This window comes from Sphaerisporangium fuscum (assembly GCF_018531465.1).
Taxonomy (GTDB): Bacteria; Actinomycetota; Actinomycetes; order Streptosporangiales; family Streptosporangiaceae; genus Sphaerisporangium; species Sphaerisporangium fuscum.
Window position 1 is genome coordinate 1 of sequence record NZ_JAHDTF010000068.1, and the last position, 18031, is coordinate 18031.

At 69.3% G+C, this 18031-nt stretch carries 19 protein-coding genes and 1 pseudogene; 10 read left to right on the forward strand and 10 right to left on the reverse strand.

Annotation, left to right across the window (positions count from 1 at the left end; genetic code table 11):
* Positions 1-214: 214 nt before the first annotated feature.
* Entirely contained in the window at positions 215-355 is a 141-nt protein-coding gene (locus KIK05_RS45905; RefSeq protein WP_214417247.1) for a hypothetical protein, read from the reverse strand.
* 308 nt (positions 356-663) lie between these two features.
* On the opposite strand from KIK05_RS45905, the gene KIK05_RS45910 reads away from it, so the two are divergent.
* On the forward strand, positions 664-1341 hold the full coding sequence (locus tag KIK05_RS45910; protein WP_214417248.1) for an NUDIX domain-containing protein: 678 nt from the start codon (positions 664-666) through the stop codon (positions 1339-1341).
* 25 nt (positions 1342-1366) lie between these two features.
* Here KIK05_RS45910 and KIK05_RS49785 read toward each other — a convergent pair whose 3' ends face one another.
* The 3 genes and pseudogenes from KIK05_RS49785 to KIK05_RS45920 form a co-directional block, all read right to left on the reverse strand.
* Complete coding sequence (locus KIK05_RS49785) at positions 1367-1783, reverse strand: NsdA family TPR-like regulatory protein (protein ID WP_504740212.1); 417 nt, start codon at positions 1781-1783, stop codon at positions 1367-1369.
* 199 nt (positions 1784-1982) lie between these two features.
* Positions 1983-2528: pseudogene (locus KIK05_RS49790) on the reverse strand (anthranilate synthase component II); the annotation flags it as partial.
* Positions 2529-2644: 116 nt separating this feature from the next.
* Positions 2645-3613 (reverse strand): ArsR/SmtB family transcription factor, encoded by a 969-nt coding sequence (locus KIK05_RS45920; RefSeq protein ID WP_214417249.1) that lies wholly within the window; start codon positions 3611-3613, stop codon positions 2645-2647.
* A 168-nt stretch (positions 3614-3781) separates the two neighbouring features.
* On the opposite strand from KIK05_RS45920, the gene KIK05_RS45925 reads away from it, so the two are divergent.
* Together KIK05_RS45925 and KIK05_RS45930 are read left to right on the forward strand one after the other, a co-directional pair.
* Positions 3782-4993, forward strand: coding sequence for an MFS transporter (locus KIK05_RS45925; protein WP_214417250.1), 1212 nt, complete (start codon positions 3782-3784; stop codon positions 4991-4993).
* 155 nt (positions 4994-5148) lie between these two features.
* Positions 5149-6093, forward strand: coding sequence for a phosphotransferase (locus KIK05_RS45930; RefSeq protein WP_308250434.1), 945 nt, complete (start codon positions 5149-5151; stop codon positions 6091-6093).
* Between the two features lie 110 nt (positions 6094-6203).
* Here KIK05_RS45930 and KIK05_RS45935 read toward each other — a convergent pair whose 3' ends face one another.
* On the reverse strand, positions 6204-7379 hold the full coding sequence (locus tag KIK05_RS45935) for a tetratricopeptide repeat protein (RefSeq protein ID WP_214417252.1): 1176 nt from the start codon (positions 7377-7379) through the stop codon (positions 6204-6206).
* Positions 7380-7987: 608 nt separating this feature from the next.
* Here KIK05_RS45935 and KIK05_RS45940 point away from each other — a divergent pair.
* Both KIK05_RS45940 and KIK05_RS45945 read left to right on the forward strand, forming a co-directional pair.
* Positions 7988-9349: a carotenoid oxygenase family protein gene (locus tag KIK05_RS45940; RefSeq protein ID WP_214417253.1), complete on the forward strand. Its 1362-nt coding sequence runs from the start codon at positions 7988-7990 to the stop codon at positions 9347-9349.
* A gap of 187 nt (positions 9350-9536) precedes the next feature.
* Complete coding sequence (locus KIK05_RS45945) at positions 9537-10214, forward strand: hypothetical protein (protein WP_214417254.1); 678 nt, start codon at positions 9537-9539, stop codon at positions 10212-10214.
* Positions 10215-10684: 470 nt separating this feature from the next.
* On the opposite strand, the gene KIK05_RS45950 is transcribed toward KIK05_RS45945, so the two are convergent.
* Positions 10685-11266 carry a GNAT family N-acetyltransferase gene (locus KIK05_RS45950; RefSeq protein WP_214417255.1) on the reverse strand — a complete coding sequence of 194 codons (582 nt, stop codon included), beginning with the start codon at positions 11264-11266 and terminating at the stop codon, positions 10685-10687.
* Between the two features lie 578 nt (positions 11267-11844).
* On the opposite strand from KIK05_RS45950, the gene KIK05_RS45955 reads away from it, so the two are divergent.
* Positions 11845-12420 (forward strand): GNAT family N-acetyltransferase, encoded by a 576-nt coding sequence (locus KIK05_RS45955; protein WP_214417256.1) that lies wholly within the window; start codon positions 11845-11847, stop codon positions 12418-12420.
* A 48-nt stretch (positions 12421-12468) separates the two neighbouring features.
* Here the strand turns inward: KIK05_RS45955 and KIK05_RS45960 are convergent, their stop codons facing one another.
* Both KIK05_RS45960 and KIK05_RS45965 read right to left on the reverse strand, forming a co-directional pair.
* Positions 12469-12606 carry a hypothetical protein gene (locus tag KIK05_RS45960; RefSeq protein WP_214417257.1) on the reverse strand — a complete coding sequence of 46 codons (138 nt, stop codon included), beginning with the start codon at positions 12604-12606 and terminating at the stop codon, positions 12469-12471.
* Positions 12607-12882: 276 nt separating this feature from the next.
* Positions 12883-13440, reverse strand: coding sequence for an NsdA family TPR-like regulatory protein (locus KIK05_RS45965; protein WP_504740213.1), 558 nt, complete (start codon positions 13438-13440; stop codon positions 12883-12885).
* A 353-nt stretch (positions 13441-13793) separates the two neighbouring features.
* Here KIK05_RS45965 and KIK05_RS49740 point away from each other — a divergent pair, with 353 nt between their 5' ends.
* Together KIK05_RS49740 and KIK05_RS45970 are read left to right on the forward strand one after the other, a co-directional pair.
* On the forward strand, positions 13794-14102 hold the full coding sequence (locus KIK05_RS49740; RefSeq protein WP_443729138.1) for a hypothetical protein: 309 nt from the start codon (positions 13794-13796) through the stop codon (positions 14100-14102).
* Between the two features lie 366 nt (positions 14103-14468).
* Positions 14469-14825, forward strand: coding sequence for a hypothetical protein (locus KIK05_RS45970; protein WP_214417259.1), 357 nt, complete (start codon positions 14469-14471; stop codon positions 14823-14825).
* 158 nt (positions 14826-14983) lie between these two features.
* Here KIK05_RS45970 and KIK05_RS45975 read toward each other — a convergent pair whose 3' ends face one another.
* Positions 14984-15148, reverse strand: a complete 165-nt coding sequence (locus tag KIK05_RS45975; protein WP_214417260.1) for a hypothetical protein — start codon at positions 15146-15148, stop codon at positions 14984-14986.
* Positions 15149-15436: 288 nt separating this feature from the next.
* Between KIK05_RS45975 and KIK05_RS45980 the strand changes: the two genes are divergently transcribed.
* Positions 15437-15787, forward strand: a complete 351-nt coding sequence (locus KIK05_RS45980) for a hypothetical protein (RefSeq protein ID WP_214417261.1) — start codon at positions 15437-15439, stop codon at positions 15785-15787.
* On the opposite strand, the gene KIK05_RS45985 is transcribed toward KIK05_RS45980, so the two are convergent.
* A complete protein-coding gene (locus KIK05_RS45985) occupies positions 15777-16673 on the reverse strand; it encodes a zinc-binding dehydrogenase (RefSeq protein ID WP_214417262.1) in 897 nt (298 codons plus the stop codon). The genes KIK05_RS45980 and KIK05_RS45985 overlap by 11 nt on opposite strands.
* 81 nt (positions 16674-16754) lie before the next feature.
* Here KIK05_RS45985 and KIK05_RS45990 point away from each other — a divergent pair, with 81 nt between their 5' ends.
* Complete coding sequence (locus tag KIK05_RS45990; protein WP_214417263.1) at positions 16755-17624, forward strand: LysR family transcriptional regulator; 870 nt, start codon at positions 16755-16757, stop codon at positions 17622-17624.
* The last annotated feature ends 407 nt before the right edge of the window (positions 17625-18031 follow it).

Here is an 18031-nt window from a genome sequence, read left to right on the forward strand (position 1 = left end):
TCTACAAGGTCATCCGCGAGTTACAACTGCTACTCGCGACCTGGACCGGCGCATGCCCCACCTGCCATCAAAGACTGAAACCGTCACGCCGCAACCGCCATCGACCGACCTAACAAAGCACTACTAGAGCCAGGGGGGATCATCGCGTTCGTTCGATTCCATCACGTGTGGCGCGCCCGTTCGTCGGCACGACCGAACCGCGCTCCCCTTCGGTTCAGCCCACCCAGGGGGAGTCGACGCCGAACAACTCCGACTGGTGGGGGCTGTCGACCGGGACGCTGCCCGTGACGGCGTCGAACTCGAACGGATTGTTGTCCGGCGCCCGTCCCGTGCCGCAGGAGACGTGTTCCGCCACTCGCCGCAGGTCGGATCGGCGGCGGCGCCATCGCCCCGCCCGACGCCGCCGCGGCAGCCACGTTCGAGGGGGAGGTCCGATCATCGGGCTCGGCGGCACCGGCGGCCATGTCTTGGACCAGGTCGCGAGGACCGAGGTCGAGTCGATCCTCCTCATCGACGGAGACCATTTCGATAATCACAACGCCTTCCGGGCGCCGGGCGCGGCGTCGCTGGAGCAGCTGCGTGAACGCCCGAACAAGGCCGCCTGCTTCGCGTCGGTCTATTCCCGGATGCACCGTGGCGTCGCCACCTACGAGCACTACCTTGATGGACAACCTCGAGGTTCTGTCCGGGGCGACCTTCGTGTTCCTCGCCTCGCACGATGCGCTGAGCAAAGCGACGATAATGGAGTGGCTGGAGGCTCACGACGTGCCGTTCATCGACGTCGGCATGGGCGTCGAGGAGATCGACGGCCGGCTCACAGGCCTACTGCGGGTCTCCACCAGCCTGCCGGGACGTCGCGGTCAAGCTCGCCGCCGGATCCCGCCCCCAGCCCCCGAACATGACGACTACGGACGCAACATCCAGACCAGCGACCTGAACGCGCTTGACGCGCTTCTCGCCGTCGGCGCGGAGCACGATGAGAATCCTGCCGAGGCGGCTCTACGGGAAGTCAGTGAAGAGAGCGGCCTGACGGCCGTCCTCGAAGGGCCGGCCTTGGCGCTGCCCACGGGGTTTCCCCACGCGGCGGTGGCCGCGCCCTGGTGGGTGGTGGAGATGGCTGCCGCTCCCGACAATCACACCCCGGTCGCGCACATCCACGTCGACCAGGTCTTCGTGGCGTGGGCCGCTGAGTGCGCGCCTACGAGCGAACCCGCGCATCAGGCCCGCTGGTTCACTGCTATCGACCTCGTGCAGGCGCGTGACGTTGCGGAGGACTCCCGGTTGCTGGCCGTCGACCTCATGCAGCGGGTGATCGCAGGGCAGGTCGCTCTGCCAGCGTGAGGAGGCTCGGCTGCCGTCCTCAGCGTTAAGACAGGAGCCCGGCCAGCAGCCGGTCAGCGTTCTGGACTTCCCGTTCCTTCCGGTATGGCGCACACGCGGTACGCAGCGCGCGAAGCTCGTTGGTCACGCGGGCCGAGGTGATCCCTGTCAGGTCGGCGCCGAGTCGGAGCACGGTCTTCGCGGAGGCCTGCGGCTGGCGTCGACGGACTTGGACGTGGGCGAGCCGCGCGCCGATCAGAACGCGGGTGCGGCGCTCTACGCTCCGGCGTGACCCCACAGACAGAGCAAAGTGTTCCTCTGCGCCAGAGAGGTCACCGAGCGCGGCCAGCATCAACCCGGTCTGGTGCTCCAGCGACTCGCGCCTGTAATTGCCCGTCCACTCCGTCTCCGGGAGCGAGCCGGCGCGTTCGAGGTCCTGCTCGGCGTGCCTGAGTAGGCACAGCGCCGGCGTGCAGGCGGCCGAAGGCCTCCTCCGGGTCCACCGCGTAGCCCATCGTCCGCGTGTGCAGCCGGTACCCGCCTAGCGGGACCGTCGCCTCCTCCGCCGCCGGCTCCCGACGATGGGGCCGCTTGTCGCGCGGGACGAACAGCCCGGTGGCGTACGGGCGGCGCTGGGCGGTGAAGTCGCGGAAGTTCGAGAGCATCCGGTAGCCGAACTCGGTGAGGACGGAGTCGATGTGGAACTGCACCCCCCACAGCGGGCGGGTGCGGTGCCGCAGCCCCATCAGGACGCCGTCCTCCGCCCACGCGGTCGCCTCCAGTGTCGCCGGCAGCGGCTCCGGTACGTGCAGCGAGTGGTACCGGACCGCGGTGAACCCCTGCGGCAGCCCGCGGAACAGGCCGCGCCCGCTGTGCCTGATCGTGGAGAGGTGACCGTGGCGCGGCTCGGGGGCGGGCTCCACCAGGGCGTGCTCGGCGACGGCGATCCCCTGGTGCCCGAGGGATACGCCGAGCACCGGCAGGTCGCAGCGCTCCGTCAGCCGCGCCGCCGCGCCGAAGTCGCGCAGGTTGGCCGGATGCCCCGGTCCCGGGGACACGATGACGTTGTCGAAGTCGCGGAGATCGATGTCCGCGAACTCCGGCGCGTCGTTCAGGATGACCACCGGCTCGCGCCCGTTCACCTCCGCGACGAGCTGCGCGAGGCTGTACGTGTACGAGTCGTAATTGTCGATGATGAGCGTCTTGATGCGACTGCTCCTTCACTCGTTCCTGCGCGGCTCCCCTCGCGCTCCCTCCGTTCTCCACGAGGTACGGCGGCTCGCCGCCCGTGGTTCACACGTTTTCGCCGATCGCGTTTCGCCGGTCAGTGGCACAGTTCGTCGCCGAGCGCGCTGCGACCGTACAGGACACTGCGGCCGTGCCGGGCGCGGGTGACGAGCCGGGCGGCGTGGAGCACCGCGAGGTGCTGGCTCACCGCGCCCGGTGTGACGCCGAGGCGGTAGGCCAGTTCGGTGGTGGACGCCGGATGCTCCAGCAGCACCAGTAGCCGGGCGCGGGCCTGGCCGAGCAGGCGGTCGAGCGTCCTCGGCGGGCGGGGCGGCTCGGTCTCGGCCATCGTGGCGCGGCCCCGCGCCGGGTAGCTCACCATGGGCGGCCAGCCGGGGTCGATGGCGCTGATGGCGCCATGAGCGAACAGCGTGGGGACCAGCACCAGGCCCCGCCCGGCGATGTCGAGGTCGTACTCGATGACCTGCCGGTTCCAGTGGAGCGTCAGGACGCCGTCGGCCCAGCTCAGCCGGGGCGCGAGGTCGGCGAACAGGCCCTCGGCGCCGTACTGGGCGAGCACGCGAGCGCGGTACACGATGTCGGCCTCCAGCACCGAGCGGGCGCGCGGCCACCAACGCGGGGCCAGGCAGACCGTCCAGTACTCCTCCATCGCGTCGGCGATGCGCGCGACCAGCTCCGACGGGTCCTCGTGCAGGCGGGCGGGGACACCGCCTTCGTCGTGCAGGAAGGCGCGTTCGAGGTCGGGCAGGACGGTCTCGGGCGGCGTGCGGCGCAGGACGGCGAGCTCGTCGTGGAAGTCGGGCCAGGAGGTGGTCGGCCGGGGCGTCAGGAAGTCGGGGATCCACCGGTTCACGGCAACCAGGGAGCACAGCAGTCCGGTGTCGAGCGTCTCGAACACCGGACGCATGCGCTGGAACCAGGGCATCTGCTCGGCGTAGTAGCCGGGGTGGGTCCACATGCGCAGGCTGAGAGCCGCCTCGTTGAGGGCGGAGTAGGCGAACGACGTGGCCGCGAGGTCGGCGATGTCCAAGTGGAATCGGATCATTTAGCGCCATGCTAAACCAGTGGCATGGCGTGGCCGGGCTGGGGTCTGATCACGTTCATGACGTCCGCGCCGATTGATCCTGATATTTCGCCATATGGACGGAATCGTCCGTGTCGATGGCCGACCCGCCTCCTGCATCCCGACCCCGTGGTGCGCCGGCTCGCGGTGATGTCGTTCGTGAACGCGTTCGGCAACGGGCTGACCATGACGGTGAGCGTGCTGTTCTTCACCCGGTCGCTGGGCTTCAGCGTGGCGCAGGTCGGTGTGGGGCTCACCGCGGCCGGGGTCTGCGGCATCGTGGCCGGGATCCCGGCCGGGCGGCTCGCCGACCGCTGGGGCAGCCGAGGGTTGCTGATCGTCCTCACCTGCCTGGAAGCGGCCGGAATGGTCGCCTACGTGGCCGTCCGGTCGTTCCCACTGTTCCTGCTGCTGTTGTGCGCCGTGACCGCGATCGACCGGGGCGCCTCGGCCGTGCGCAACGCGCTCTACGCCGAGGTGCTGGCCAAGGAGACGCGGGTGCAGGCGCGGGCCTACCTCAGGGCCGTCACCAACGTCGCCATCGGCATCGGCGCCGGACTGGCCGCGCTCGCCCTCCAGGCCGACAACCGGGATGCGTACCTCACCGCGATCATGATCGACGCGGCGTCGTTCGCGCTGGTCGCCGTCCTTCTCCTGCGCATCCCGGCGACGCGCCCCGGCCACGCGATCGCACCCACCGGCAATGGCGGCTCCGGGTCCCCGCCGAAGCGCCGCCCGGCCACGGCGCTCCGCAACCGGCCGTACCTCGTCGTCACCGTGCTCAACGGTGTGCTCTGCCTGCAGTTCGCGATGGTCGAAGTGGGCGTCCCACTGTGGATCGTGCAGGCGACCGAGGCGCCCCGCGCCACCGTCGCGGCCGTGCTGATCGTCAACACCGTGCTCGTCGTGCTCCTGCAGGTCCGCGCCACACGGGGCACCGACTCGCTGCGCGGAGCCTCACGGGCGTTTAGCCGGGGAGGGCTGCTCCTCGCCCTGTCGTGCCTTCTGATCGCGGCGGCGAGCGGCGTCCCCGCCTGGGCCGCCGTGGTCATCGTGCTCGGCGGCATCGCCATGCAGGGACTGGGCGAGGTGCTGTCCCAGGCGGGCGGCTGGGCGCTCAGCTACGACCTGGCAGACGAGGAGGCGCACGGCGCGTACCAGGGGGTTTTCCTGGCAGGGCAGTCGGCGGGGCAGATGCTCGGCCCGGCGCTCATCACCGGCACGGCCTTGGCGCACGGCCTGCCGGGCTGGGCGTTCCTGGCGGCGCTGTTCGCGGTCAGCGGGCTCGCCATGTCCCCGGTCGTGCGCTGGGCCGAGAGGTCCGGCCGGCGAGCCGGCATCTCCGGCACCGGCGTCGCGTGACCAGAAGAGGGGCTGACACCGCGCTATGCGCTGTCGCCGCGGTTCATGGTAGGTACTCTCGGCATGGAATTCTTCTACGGTCACCAGACAGCAGACGCCAGCACATCGGAACGTGGCAGCATCACCGGCAGCGAGCTCGCCAGGCGGTGTCCTTGGTGTCGTTCCTGCCATCAGGGATGATGAACCGGAACTGGCGCGTCGAGACCGAGCAGGGAGTGTTCGCGCTCAAGGAGCTCGTCGACGTCCCGGTGCCCAAGGCCCGTCGCAGTCTGGACGTCCTGCAGGCCCTCGCGGCCGGCGACCTGCCCGTGTGCCCGCCGCGCCTCACCATGCAGAAAGACTCGGTACTCGAGATCGACGGGCACGCCTACTGTCTGCTGCCCTGGGCTCAGGGCGTTCACCGCGACGGCACCGGCCTGAGCGCCGAGGAGGCCGCCCGGCTCGGCCGGCTGCTCGGGGAAACCCACCAGGCCGCCGAGACGACGGGGCTGGAGCCACCGGCGGGACGGCCGCGGGCGAAGGCGACCAGCCCGGAGGCGGCGGCGGCCGAGGCCGACCGGTTCCTGCAAGTGATCGCCGCACTGGACGAGCCGCAGGCGTTCGACCACGCCGCCGCCCGCGCCTTGCAGCAACGCAAGGAGCTGCTCGCCGCCTACGCCGGCGACCGGCCGGGTGATGAGGTTCCGGCCGGTCCGGTGGGGTGGACTCACGGCGACTTTCAGCCGCTCAACCTGCTGTGGGAGCACGGCCGCGTCAGCGCGATCCTCGACTGGGACCGGCTCGCCGTCCGCCCCTACGGCGAGGAGGTCGTCCGCACCGCGCAGGTGCAGTTCACCACGAGCGAGGGGCGGCTTGAGCTGGACCTGGTCGCCGCGTTCACCGCCGGGTACCGGGCGGTGATGCCGCTCGACGACGGCGACCTGGCCGACGCGGTGACCCGGCTGTGGTGGAAACGCGCGAGCGACTTCTGGCAGCTGCAGTGGCACTACGACAAGGGCGACCACGGCCCGGATGAGGTGTGGGTGTCCGGTGAGCGGCTGCTGCACTGGTGGACCGGCTGTCGCGACCAGGTGACGGCCGCCTTCACCGCCCGCCCCTGAGCGCCACCGCTATGCTCCAGCACCGCCCACTGGGCGATGGTCAAATCACCTCGACCCACGCATCGATCATTCCAGAAGTAGATCATTTAAGTGGTCACTTTAATCAGTCCCTAGTCGGGGAGTGTGGCGGCTTCGGTGCTGGTCGCCACCGCCTCGTCGATGCGGTCGAGCTGCTGCAGGGAGGCGCTCAGGGTGAGCAGGGCGTCGTGCAGGTCCAGCTCGGCTCGACGGACCTCCCTCAGTGAGGACTTCAGCTCCTCGCGTCGCCGCTTGAGCAGGTACGCCTCGGAATAGCGGTGATCGTCATCCCAGTCGTCCTCCGCTTCCAGCTCCCGGTGCCGCTCCTGATGAGCGCGCGCCCTGTCGCGGTAGAGCTGTACCGCTTCCTCGCCGGCGGTCAGCGCTGCTTCCGGCGCCTCCAGCGCGAGCAGGCGGACGCCGAGGTTGTGCCAGGCCCTTGCCTGGTAAGTGTCACGCTTGCGGCGCCGAATCTTCCCCATTGCCTCGACGATGCACGCGCGCGCCTGTTCGGTCTGCCCGCTCCGGACGAGCCGTTCGCTGCACAGGTCCAGCGCCTGGAGGAACTGAACCGTCGAATCGGCCTGTTGCCACCAAGCCGCCATAACCTCGGCGCTCACCTCGGCGGCTTCGGCTACGCGGCCGACCTTGTCCAGGCGATCCGCATGGGCCGTCAGAGCGCTAATGAGCTCGAAGCTCGCCGATGTGGCCCCAGCGTGCTGTAGCCGTCTGCGGGCCTCGGTCACCGCCTCGGCCGCGGACTCCACCGCTTCCTCGTCGCGGCCGAGTCTGGCCAGGAGCAGCGTCCGCCAGTAGCGCGCATCCGGGGCCTCTGCCTGCGCAGATCGGTTGGTATCCGCCAGCCGCAGGAGCTCCTCGACAACCTCGAGTGCTTCTTCATACCGCTTGCACTCCATGAGGCTGCGGCGTAACGCGGCCAAGGCGTGGACGATCCGGTCAGTGAACAAGCCCGGGTGGACGGCGGACAACGTCCGATAGACCGCTAGTTCTTCCCGGCGAGCCAGGCAGGTGAGATCGTCCCATCCCAGCTCGGTCAGCCACTTGGCGAGTTGGTCCAGCGACTCGGGTAGGGCGGTCGGAGTGGGCCATGTATCCGGGGATCGTCCACGCATCTGTCTGACCTGCTCGAGCTCGTCCATCGCCCACCGCACGGTCTTGTCCGGCCGGACCACACCCCCGTAACGGGCTGGGTCCACTGGACGATTGAGCAACCCAGGTTGAACCACTTCAGCGTCCAGCTCGTTCATCACCCGTGTATACCACCGGCGCGTGGCCGACGGAGTGGCAGAACGGCCGGCTCTCGACCGTCATGGTGAGTGCGGGTGTGGCAGTCAGGAGCGCTCTGGAAGTGCCCCATATCGTTCACCAGCCAGCGCTGGCCGTACTCGTCATCGAAGCTCACCCGGTAAGGGATATGGGGGTCACGAGTGTCAGCGCCGGGCCGGACGAAGTAGGCCCTGGTGTGGCCTGCGAGTTCTTGTACATGCTGCCGCCTGCTGAGCGTGCCTTCCACTTCTCGCCAAGCATCGGCTTGCAGGGCACCGTCCAGCTGCACCGGCGGATCGGGTTGGGGCCGGCGTTGTCGACCATGATGTAGAAGGCCGGCACATCCGCGCAGCCGGCCGCGGGTAGGCGGTGTTCCGTCCCGGCGACTCACAACCTGCGGCCCCGGCGGGCGGACCCCAAGCCCCCGAAGAGAGCGGGACTCTGTTCGCGAAAGACAAGTTGTCAGGCGGCGCCCACCGGGGCTCTTTCCGTGCGGCTGAGGCGGGCGGGAAGAACAAGACTGTTTTCCGCACATCTTTTCGTGCACGGTTGTCGGCGTCATCCCCCACACGCCGACAGGAGTTCCAGCATGTCCGAAACCGTGCCGCTGCATCTTGCGGGCAACAACGCGCCGGTCGCCGAGGAGGTGACCCTGGAGCCGTCCAAGGTCGTCGGCGAGATCCCGGCCGAGCTGAGCGGGCAGTTCTTCCGCAACGGGCCCAACCCGCGAACCGGCTGGTCGCCGCACTCCTTCGCGGGCGACGGCATGATCCACACCATCGCGCTCGACGGCGGCCGGGCGCGCTGGTACAGCAACCGGTACGTGCGCACACCCCTGTACGAGCAGCCCGGCGGGTCCCGCTTCGCCCTCGCCTACGACCAGGAGACGGGCCGGATCGACTACCGCGTCACCACGGCCAACACGCACCTGATCGCGCACGCGGGCCGGCTGTTCGCCCTGGAGGAGGGCGGCTTCCCGTACGAGGTGACGCCGGAGCTCGCCACGATCGGGGCGCACACCTTCGACGGGGCCCTCCAGACCCCGATGACCGCGCACCCGAAGACCTGTCCGATCACGGGTGAGCTGCTGTTCTTCGGCTACCGGCTGCGCCCCCCCTACCTGACCTACTACCGCGCCTCCGCCGGCGGCCAGGTGCTGCAGACCCGGCTGGTGGACGTGCCGCGGGCGACGATGATGCACGACTTCGCCATCACCCGGAATCACGTGATCTTCATGGACCTGCCGGTCGTCTTCGACGCCTCCCAGGCCGCGGCGGGCGGGCCGCCGTGGCGCTGGGAGGACGCGCACCGCGCCCGGTTCGGCGTGCTGGCCCGCACGGCCGGTGACGACGCACCCGTACGCTGGTTCGACGTCGCCCCGTGCTACGTGTGGCACACCATGAACGCCTTCGAGGACCCGGAGGGCGACACGATCACCGTCACCGGCACCCGCGTCCCCACGCTGTGGCGCGGCGGCGCCGACGACCTGGAGGGCGGGCTCCCGGTCGTGTACCGCTGGACACTGGCCCTGACGTCGGGCACGGTCACCGAGGAACCGCTCGACGACGCGCCCAGCGAGTACCCCCGGGTGGCCAACCCGATGCTCGGGCTCCCCCACCGTTACGGCTACACAACGAGCTTCTCCCTCGACCCCGAACCCGAGCGGTCGGAGATCTACGCCTACGACCTCACCGGCGGCACACGGACCGCGCACCGCCTCCCCCCGGGCCACACCTGCGGCGAAGCCGTCTTCGTGCCCCGGGCCGGGACCGGTGAGAACGAGGGCTACCTGCTGACGTTTGCCCACGACCGCGGCACCGGCACAAGCTACCTGGCCATCCTGGACGCCGCCGACCTGGCCGCGCCCCCGCTCGCCGAGGTGCACGTCCCGGTGCGCGTCCCCGCGGGCTTCCACGGCAACTGGATCCCGCAGAGCACCCTCCGGTCGTAGGCGGCCGATGCGGCCTGGAACCGATCGTCAACCTCGCACGCCTGCACATCCGCGCCAGCCGCGGCGACCAAGCCCACCAGCTGCTCCTCTCCCTCCACCACGCCGTCACCTGCCGCGCCGCCGCCGTGCTGGACGACATCACCGTCCCGGCGACCTCACCACCACCGACGACGGACACCACGAAGTCGTGACCTGGATGTGGCGGGTCATCGTCGCCGAAGGTGCCCGCGCCATGACCGCCGCCGGACGCCGGCAGGACACCCTCGCGCATCTCGAGCGGCACAACGGCGTCGGCCAGCGGATGCTCGACGGTCGCCAAGTCGCCGTCCTGGCCCGAACCACCGCCGGCGACTACGACGGCGCCCAGCAGCTCATCGCCAGCACGGCGCCGGGCGACGCGTGGGAGAGCGCGGTCACGACTTTGCGCTGTGCCGGCCGCCCGGCCACCGGCCCACACGCCAGGACATCGACACCCTGCTCATGTGCTGCCGCCGTCTCGACGTCCAGGCCGACCTGGTTGTCTTTCACACCCGCCTGGCGCTGTCCGCGTTCGACGCCGACCCCCCATCGCGGGATACGGGCCTATGCCGTCGAGGTGGCCACCCGGGTCGTGGACGCTCGCGACGGATACGCGGCCCGCGAGGTACTTGCGCACATCGGGTGCGGCGACTTCCTGACCACTCTCCACGCGCATGATCTTTCCACGGTCGTGCGATCGTGTGCGCTGGGAAGCCGAACGATCCCTCCGCAGCTGCGCGTGGACCTCGCGGCTAGTCTGGACACCGGTGAAGCCGTCATCAGGCGCTTCATCCGCACATCCTTGACAGCTAGCCAGGCGAGTTCTGCGGAAGTGGCACCCAGTTGAACTCCGGGCAGAACCGGGCATAGGTGGCCAGCTTCCACCGCGCGTAGTCCTCGGTCCGCTTCGATGTGGACCTCAACATCCTCTGCGCCGTCTTCGGCTGCGGAGTCGAGGAACTCCTCATCCCCAGCCCGAAAAGGTCCAGCGGGCCGGGCGGCAGGAGCAGCCCGCTGCTGCGGCGTCGTCAAGTGGAGCAACGGTGCGCCCAAGCAGCGCGACGGCCGGACACTCCCACCTGTCTGACATGACCTACTCACCCCACCGGGTTGCAGCCAGCTGCATCGACTGCATGGCCTGGGGGTTGTTGAACGGACGCCGCTGCGCCGCCTGCATGCTCTGGCGGCATAGGGCTGGTAGCTTTCACCCCGAGTAGAACTCCACTCCACCATGCACCTGCTGCGCCCGCGCCTCGGGCAGCGCCGGTGAGGATCGTGCTGCACGCTACGGCCGACTTCAGACGGAGGCGTCCCCACTCACCAGAGCTTGTCGATCTCCCCGGAATACAGCCCTATGCGGCTGTCACGGAACAACGCCTCGGCCTGCCGGGCCTTCGGCGAGAAGAAGTCCCCCATGGTCACCTTGTCGAAGCCGGACTGGTCACTGGGAAACGGGGCCTGCGGTGTCCCGCCGATCAGCACCGCGCCGGGAAGGACCCGCCAGCCCGCGCTCTCATAGAACACCTGGAGCGGGCTGTCGCAGGTGAACAACCCGAGGTCCAGCTTCCGCTCCATCATCGTCTCCCGGGCCGCCACCACCAGACGCCGGCCAAGCCCGTGGCCGCGGCTTTCCCGCCGTGTCACCACCGTGCTCAGCCCCCCCGCCTCATAACGCTCATCCGCGTGGGCGATCTCCTTGAAGAGGATATCCAGCGCGGCCAGCACCCTCCCGTCGTCCACGAGCAGCATCGACAACGGCCGGAGCGCGAGATCGTGGGCCAGAGCATCGGAAGGAGCGACCGACCCAGACGCAGACGGCCACGCCTGCTCTTGGATCTCCAGCACCTGCACACGCAGCTCAGACGGTGTGGCTTCTTCAGGGAACGACAGGATCTGCACGCATTGATTCTGGCCACCCACTGCGCAAGCGCAAAAGGTTTTTTGCATGCGCGGCTCGGCTGGCCGTTCGGTTGCTGCCAAGCCTGAACCCCCGAGATCTCCTATCTGGCGGCTGGGGACACGTTCGGCGAGCGGAGGACCTTCCCGAGTCGGGTGTCGGTAAGACTCGTGCAGCCAGGTACAAAGGTTCGAGTCAGGCCAGGTCGGCGGGGGGTTCGGGGTGTGCCGGTCAGTAGGTGCGTCGTGGTGGAGCGATGTCGGTTCTTGAAGTCCTCTGCACTGATTCCCGAGGTCGTCTTCAAACTGACTGATCAGAACGCGCCTTGCTCATCCGAGCTTCGCGGTACGCCGTCGCCGACGCCCACCAGACGGAGCCGACGACGTCCGCCCTGTGACACCCGGCCAATCTCCGCCCCGGCCCCCGGGCCACTTGATTTTCAGGATGCGGGTTTCCGGGAGCCCTGGTCGCTTCGGTGTCCTGCCGGTTCCTGTAGGGCGATCGCCGCGTCGTTGTCGCAGACGTCGCCCGCAGTAATCCGTTTGTGTATCTCCACAGCCCGCTGTCAGGATGAGGGCCCATGCGTCACCCTCTTGACACGCTGGACTGGCCGATTTCCACCGAGCGGCTGCTGTTGCGCCGGGCAGTCCCCGACGACCTGGACGCGACCTGGGCCTATCGGCAGCTGCCGGAGACTCACGAATGGGTCGCGGCCGCCACAGAGACCTACGACGACTACCGTGAGCGTTTCCTCCGCGAGGAGCGGCTCGTAGACCTGCTCATCGTCGAACTGGACGGCCGGGTGATCGGCGACCTGACACTGAAGATCCAGGACGGTTGGGCCCAGGAAGAGGTCGCTGATCAGGCGAAAGGCGTCCAAGGAGAGCTCGGGTGGACGCTCGATCCCTCCTATGGCGGCAAGGGCTACGCCACCGAAGCGGTACGCGCCCTCATCGACATCTCCTTCAAGAGTCTTGGCCTGCGCCGCCTGCACGCGGACTGCTTCTACGACAACGAATCCTCATGGCGGCTGATGGAGCGGGTCGGGATGCGCCGAGAACAGCACACGGTGAGAGACTCACTCCACCGCACCAAGGGATGGCTCGACGGTCTCTCATACGCGCTCCTGGCCGAGGAATGGCCCGCTCACGAGTGATCACGGCGGAGACGCTTGGATACCCTCGCCGGGACGAAGATCACGCTGTCACTCATACACGCGGCCGCTCTCCTGCCGGCCCTTGGGGAACCGGCCGTGCAGCGCGTAGAACCGCAGCATCAGGGCGAACGCCAGCTTCGTCGGCGCCCGCCGGTTCGACAACAACGCCAGCTCGTCTTCATCCAACGTGCGCGCCACGGCATCCGGCTCTCTCGCAAGCCGCGGCCGCCCTCCCGCCGACCACTGCAAACCCTACGAATCCGGATCAATACTGACCGCACAAAATCCAGCCCGTCACTCAAACCATGAAAGACCCCCCGCACCCCCGGGTGACCTGGCCTGACTTGAACCCTTGTACCTGGCTGCACAGGTCTTACCGACACCCCGAGTCGATCAAAACCTACTTTGGGTTGGGACAGCTTCGGGAGCGAAGGGCCGTATCTGCCTTATTCCGGTGGCACCCTAGGACAGGAGCCCGGCCAGCAGCCGGTCAGCGTCCTGGACCTCCCGCTCCTTCCGGTACGGCGCCCACGCGGCACGCAGCGCGCGAAGCTCACTCGTTACCCGAGTGATCCCGCTCAGGTCGGCGCCCAGGCGGAGCACGGTCTTGGCTGAGGCCTGCGGCTGCCGGCGGTGGATCTGGACGTGGGCGAGCCTGGCGCCGATCAAGATCCGGGTGCGTCGCTCTACGCTGCGGCGCGCCCCCACGGACAGAGCGAAGTGCTCCTCTGCGCCGGCCAGGTCGCCGAGCGCGGCCAGCATCAGCCCGGTCTGGTGCTCCAGCGACTCGCGCCGGTAGTTACCCGTCCACTCCGTCTCTAGGAGCGAGTCGGCACGTTCGAGATCCTGCTCGGCGTGCTGGAACAGGCTCAGCGCCTGGTACCTGTCACCTTCGGCGGCTGTGGCCTCGGCTTGCATCCCAGTGATCCATGCGCGGGTGCGCTGAGGGCATCGTCCCCGGGCCGACGAGGCGGCGGCGTCGGCGAGCGCCAGGCCCTCGGCGGTGTGGCCGAGCTCGATCGCCCGCCATCGACCGCAGCGCCGTCGCTCGGATCAGCGGGTCGCCGGCCTCGTCGCCGAGGCGAGCCGCCTGCACGTAGTACCGCTGCGCGAGCCCTGCCGCCCAGGCGTTGCGATCCTGTGTCACCGGGAAGGGCGACGCCACCGCCGCGCGCTGGTGGTTGCGATCCTCGGTCGCCGCGGAGGGCGACCGCCACTTGACGAGAAATTTCCAGTACGACACGCGCCGCACATGTTGCGATCCTCGGTCGCCCAGAAGGGCGACCGCCACCGGGTCGTGGCGATTGCCGCCTCGACGTCGTTGCGATCCTCGGTCGCCCTGATGGGCGACCGCCACCCGCCCAGAGGGGCGCTTGGTCGTGCCGCTGCGGATGTTGCGATCCTCGGTCGCCGCGCAGGGCGACCGCCACCTGGTGTCGAGCAGCATTTGCTTTGCCCCGGACAGGTTGCGATCCTCGGTCGCCGCGAAGGGCGACCGCCACATCTGCGTCGAGGACGCCGACAGGGCCGCCGTGGTGTTGCGATCCTCGGTCGCCGCGAAGGGCGACCGCCACCACCACATCGAACCGCCGGGCCTGCAGGTCCTCGAGGTTGCGATCCTCGGTCGCCGCGAAGGGCGACCGCCACACCGGGCCGCCGCAGCGCGCTTCGCGCTTCAGTAACTGTTGCGATCCTCGGTCGCGGCGAAGGGCGACCGCCACCCAAGCGCTGGAGCTGCTCGGCGATCACCCGATGGGTTGCGATCCTCGGTCGCCGCGAAGGGCGACCGCCACCACGACATTGCTGGCCAGCCTCATGGTCGAGCACCACCTGTTGCAATCCTCGGTCGCCGGGAAGGACGACCGCCACGCGTACTGGGTCCACCGGCCGAACCGGCGGGCCAGGTTGTTGCGATCCTCGGTCGCCGCGGAGGGCGACCGCCACCCGACCGCTGCGCCCCGACGTTGTCCAGCACATGGGCCAGTTGCGATCCTCGGTCGCCGCGGAGGGCGGCCCGCCCGTCGGCGCACGGGTGGCCGCCTACCTCGATGGACAGGGCTGGCCGCTTCAACGCCAGCTGGGGCAACGGCGCCGGCGGCGTCGTCTCGATCACGCATGACGTCAGCACCTTTCGGCGGGCCTTCGACCAGGGCAGGCTGCTGCCGCCGTCGCTGCAGGAGGTCCTCACTGGCGGCAGCGCGCAGCAGGGCACGGGCCTGTGCGGAGGAAAGCTGAAAGGCCAGATGCTCGGCGGCTCGGCGCCCGGCCTCACCACACTGACCTTCTCCTCGGCCGACGGCCGGCAGCAGTTCGCCATCTCCATCACGCGGAGCACCGTCGACGACAACGCCATCGTCCCCGCGATGATCAAAACCGTCGAAGCCGTCCTCTGCCCGACGGCTTGAAGCCCTACCCACGGCTTGAAGCCCTACTCGGCGCGTCCGGCCTGGTAGGCGCAGCACCGACGCTAACTGACAGCCTTCCAGGCCGCCGTTGCGGCCGTGACGACATCCGAGCACGGCGCGCCCCGCCCGGAGGAGGACGGGGCCGCCACGGTAGTTGGTCAGGTCAGCGTGAGCGTGATGGTGACGCAGAACCGCACCAGCACGACGACGGTCACCACGCCGAGCGCCAGGTAGGCGGCGACGCGGTCGAACTTCCCGCGCCACTCCGGCTGCCCGTCGCCCGGCCGACGCGTCAGGCCACGGCCGTTCCCGTGGGGAATCACGTCGCGTGCATGTGCGTGATGTGAGGCTTGCAGCCAGAGCCGTGATCAGTCGTTTCGCTCGATGGCCTGTCGGATCCTGATGTCGTTGGCGATCTCTTCGGCGACGTGGTCCGTGCGTTCGTGGCTCACATTCGCTTCGCTGGCCTGCTGTGCCGACGGCTGGCCCCGCCTTGATCGAAAAACAGGCCTACGACAACGGAAAGGGCAGTTTCCGCACGTTGCCTGGCAGTGCGGCGGGGCGATTGCCTCTTTCGGGTCCCCGTAGCTTTGGCCGGAAATCCAACAGATATGCCTCTGGCCTACATGGACAGGCAGGGTTGGCGGCCGATCTGCCCTCTGCTGCCGGTGCTGAACCAGGCGCGGGTCGTGCCGGCGACCGTGCTGGCTGGACGGACCCCTCTGGCGCCACTGGACCGCAGATGCTGCGGCCACAAGGTCGTAGGCCGTGTCGGCATGGTCTCCGACGTCCGGATGCCTGCCGAGACCATGTCCGACGGCATGATGTTCTTCGAAACCATGTCCTCTGACGTGCAGGCCCAGAAGACCCGCGAATCGACTACCGATGAGGTGCTTCGCGCTTCTCGCCGCGGCGAGGAGCAACTACGGCATGGTCCCCGCGGTCCGCGGCTTACAAGGTGAGGACGACCTTGCCGGAGACGCGGCGCTCACGCAGCGCGGCGAGCGCGTCCGGCAGCTTGGACCAGTCGTCGACCAGTCCGAGCGTCGGATGCAGGCGCCCGGCCGCGACGAGCCCGGCCAGAACCTCCAGGTCGGCGGCGGGAGGCTCGGGGTGGGCGTACGACAAGTAGCTGACGATCCGCGCCCCTTCGTGACCGATGAAGTCGTAGATGTCGATCGGGGTCTTCTCGCCGCTGCTGGCGCCGATCAGCATGATCGTGCCCCCGGGCGCCACCTTGTGCAGCGCCGCCGCCAGCGACGCCCCGCCGACCGACTCGACGATCAGGTGGTACGGCTCGGCCGCCTCACCCGGGGCGCCCACGGCGTCGTGGGCGCCCAGCGCGAGCAGTTCGCCGGCCTGCCGGGCCACAGCGGTCACGGCGGCGCCTCCCAGCGCGGCCAGCTCGACCTGGAACCGGCCCACGCCGCCGTTCGCCCCGGTGATCATGACACGGCGTCCCAGCAGGTCGCCGCCCTTGCGCAGGGTGCGTAGCGCGGTCAGCCCGGCTAGCGGCAGCGCCGCCGCCTGCTCCAAGCCGACCTCGTCGGGCACCACCGCCAGCCGTCCAGTGGGAACCGCCACCCGTTCCGCCCAGCCGGCCTGCTCCACCAGGGCGACCACGCGCGTGCCAGCCGCCGGTCCCGACCCGTCGGCCGCCGCCTCCACGACCACGCCCGCCACGTCCTGGCCGGGACGCCAGCCACCGGTGCGGGCCTGCAAAAGGGCCAGCTCACCACGGTTGACAGAGAACGCCCGCACCGCGACCAGCGCCTCGTCCGGCGCGGGCACCGGCTCCCCAGCCTCCGCGATGACCGTGCCCTCAGGTGTGTTAATCACTGCTTTCATGCGTCCAAGCCAAGCGTGGGAACACTTCCCGATCCAGACGTGCTTTCCCTGCCGATGTATCACCGATCGTGATAGGACGTCATGGAGATCAGGCAGCTGCGGTACTTCGTCGCCGTCGCCGACGAGGGCGGTTTCGCCCGCGCGGCCGAACGGCTGCAGATCGTCCAGCCCGCGGTGAGCCAGCAGGTCGCGCGGCTGGAACGCGAACTCGGGGTCCGGCTCTTCGACCGCTCGAGCCGCCGGATCCGGCTGACCGGCGCAGGTGACCGCCTGCTCCCCGAGGCCCGCGCCCTGCTTGCCGCCGAGCAGCGTATCCACCGCATCGCCGCCGACATCGCCACCGGCCGAGACGGGGTGCTGCACCTCGGCACCAGCCAGGGCCTGGGTGACCGCCTCGACCAGGTGCTGCAGGAGCTGACACCCCGGCTCCAGGTACGGCTGCGCGCGCTCCCTCACGGCGACCGGCTCAAGGCGGTACGGACCGGAGAACTCGACGCCGCCTTCGTCCGGGCCGTCGACGATGCGCCCGGCCTTCAACTGCTGCCCGGCTGGACCGATCCCCTGGTAGTGGTGCTCCCTGCCGTGCACCCGCTGGCGGGTCAACCCGTCGTGAGCCTGACCGACCTCGCGCAGCTGCCACTGCGGCTGGCGCCCCGGACGCACAACCCGCCGCTGCACGACCTGCTGCTGGCCGCCTGCCGCCAGGCGGGATTCGAGCCGAAGCCCGGCCCGGCGTTCACCAACATCCAGGACACCATCGCCGAGATCGGCACCGGCCCGGCCTCCTGGACCATCCTCTACCAGGCCGCTGCGGACATGGTCCCGGTCCGGCGTGTGACCCTGCGTCCCCTGGCCGGGGTGCGGGTGACCACCTCCCTCGCCGTCGCGCCAGGCCCGCCAGGCCCCGCCCTCCGCCTGCTGCTCGACGCCCTACGCAACCAGACTCCGTAAGCCGGTCCGACCAGGCGACACCATTCCTCCGCTGGCTTCTCCAGACCTGGGGCGTTGCCGTGACGGAGCGAGATCCATGATCCCCCGATGCAAGAGGCTCCGCGCGCCCGAAAATCTCCCAAACTCGCGTAATCGAAACGCGTGCACGGACTCCTTATCAGAGAGCGAAGGAGTTCCAATGCATCAAGATCACTCAGTGCTGATGTCGTTCCCCTTGCTCGCGGTGGCCGTGGGTGTCCTGATCGACGAAAGCCTCTTCGGATGGGCCGCCGTGGGTTTCGGTGCTAGCCGCCCGCTACGGAGCGGTCGACGGCGACGGGGTTGAGCACGTGCTCGATGACCAGGACCGAGGCGCCGATCACTCCGGCGCGGTCGCCGAGCTGGGAGACCCGGATGCCGAGATTTTG

Excerpts from the sequence above, each read along its gene's own strand:
- KIK05_RS45910 (WP_214417248.1), top strand. The coding sequence starts at position 664 with ATGGACAACCTCGAGGTTCTGTCCGGGGCGACCTTCGTGTTCCTCGCC.
- KIK05_RS45920 (WP_214417249.1), bottom strand. The coding sequence starts at position 3,613 with ATGATCCGATTCCACTTGGACATCGCCGACCTCGCGGCCACGTCGTTC.
- KIK05_RS45925 (WP_214417250.1), top strand. The coding sequence starts at position 3,782 with ATGTCGTTCGTGAACGCGTTCGGCAACGGGCTGACCATGACGGTGAGC.
- KIK05_RS45935 (WP_214417252.1), bottom strand. The coding sequence starts at position 7,379 with ATGAACGAGCTGGACGCTGAAGTGGTTCAACCTGGGTTGCTCAATCGT.
- KIK05_RS45940 (WP_214417253.1), top strand. The coding sequence starts at position 7,988 with ATGTCCGAAACCGTGCCGCTGCATCTTGCGGGCAACAACGCGCCGGTC.
- KIK05_RS45955 (WP_214417256.1), top strand. The coding sequence starts at position 11,845 with ATGCGTCACCCTCTTGACACGCTGGACTGGCCGATTTCCACCGAGCGG.
- KIK05_RS45970 (WP_214417259.1), top strand. The coding sequence starts at position 14,469 with ATGGACAGGGCTGGCCGCTTCAACGCCAGCTGGGGCAACGGCGCCGGC.
- KIK05_RS45980 (WP_214417261.1), top strand. The coding sequence starts at position 15,437 with ATGCCTCTGGCCTACATGGACAGGCAGGGTTGGCGGCCGATCTGCCCT.
- KIK05_RS45985 (WP_214417262.1), bottom strand. The coding sequence starts at position 16,673 with ATGAAAGCAGTGATTAACACACCTGAGGGCACGGTCATCGCGGAGGCT.
- KIK05_RS45990 (WP_214417263.1), top strand. The coding sequence starts at position 16,755 with ATGGAGATCAGGCAGCTGCGGTACTTCGTCGCCGTCGCCGACGAGGGC.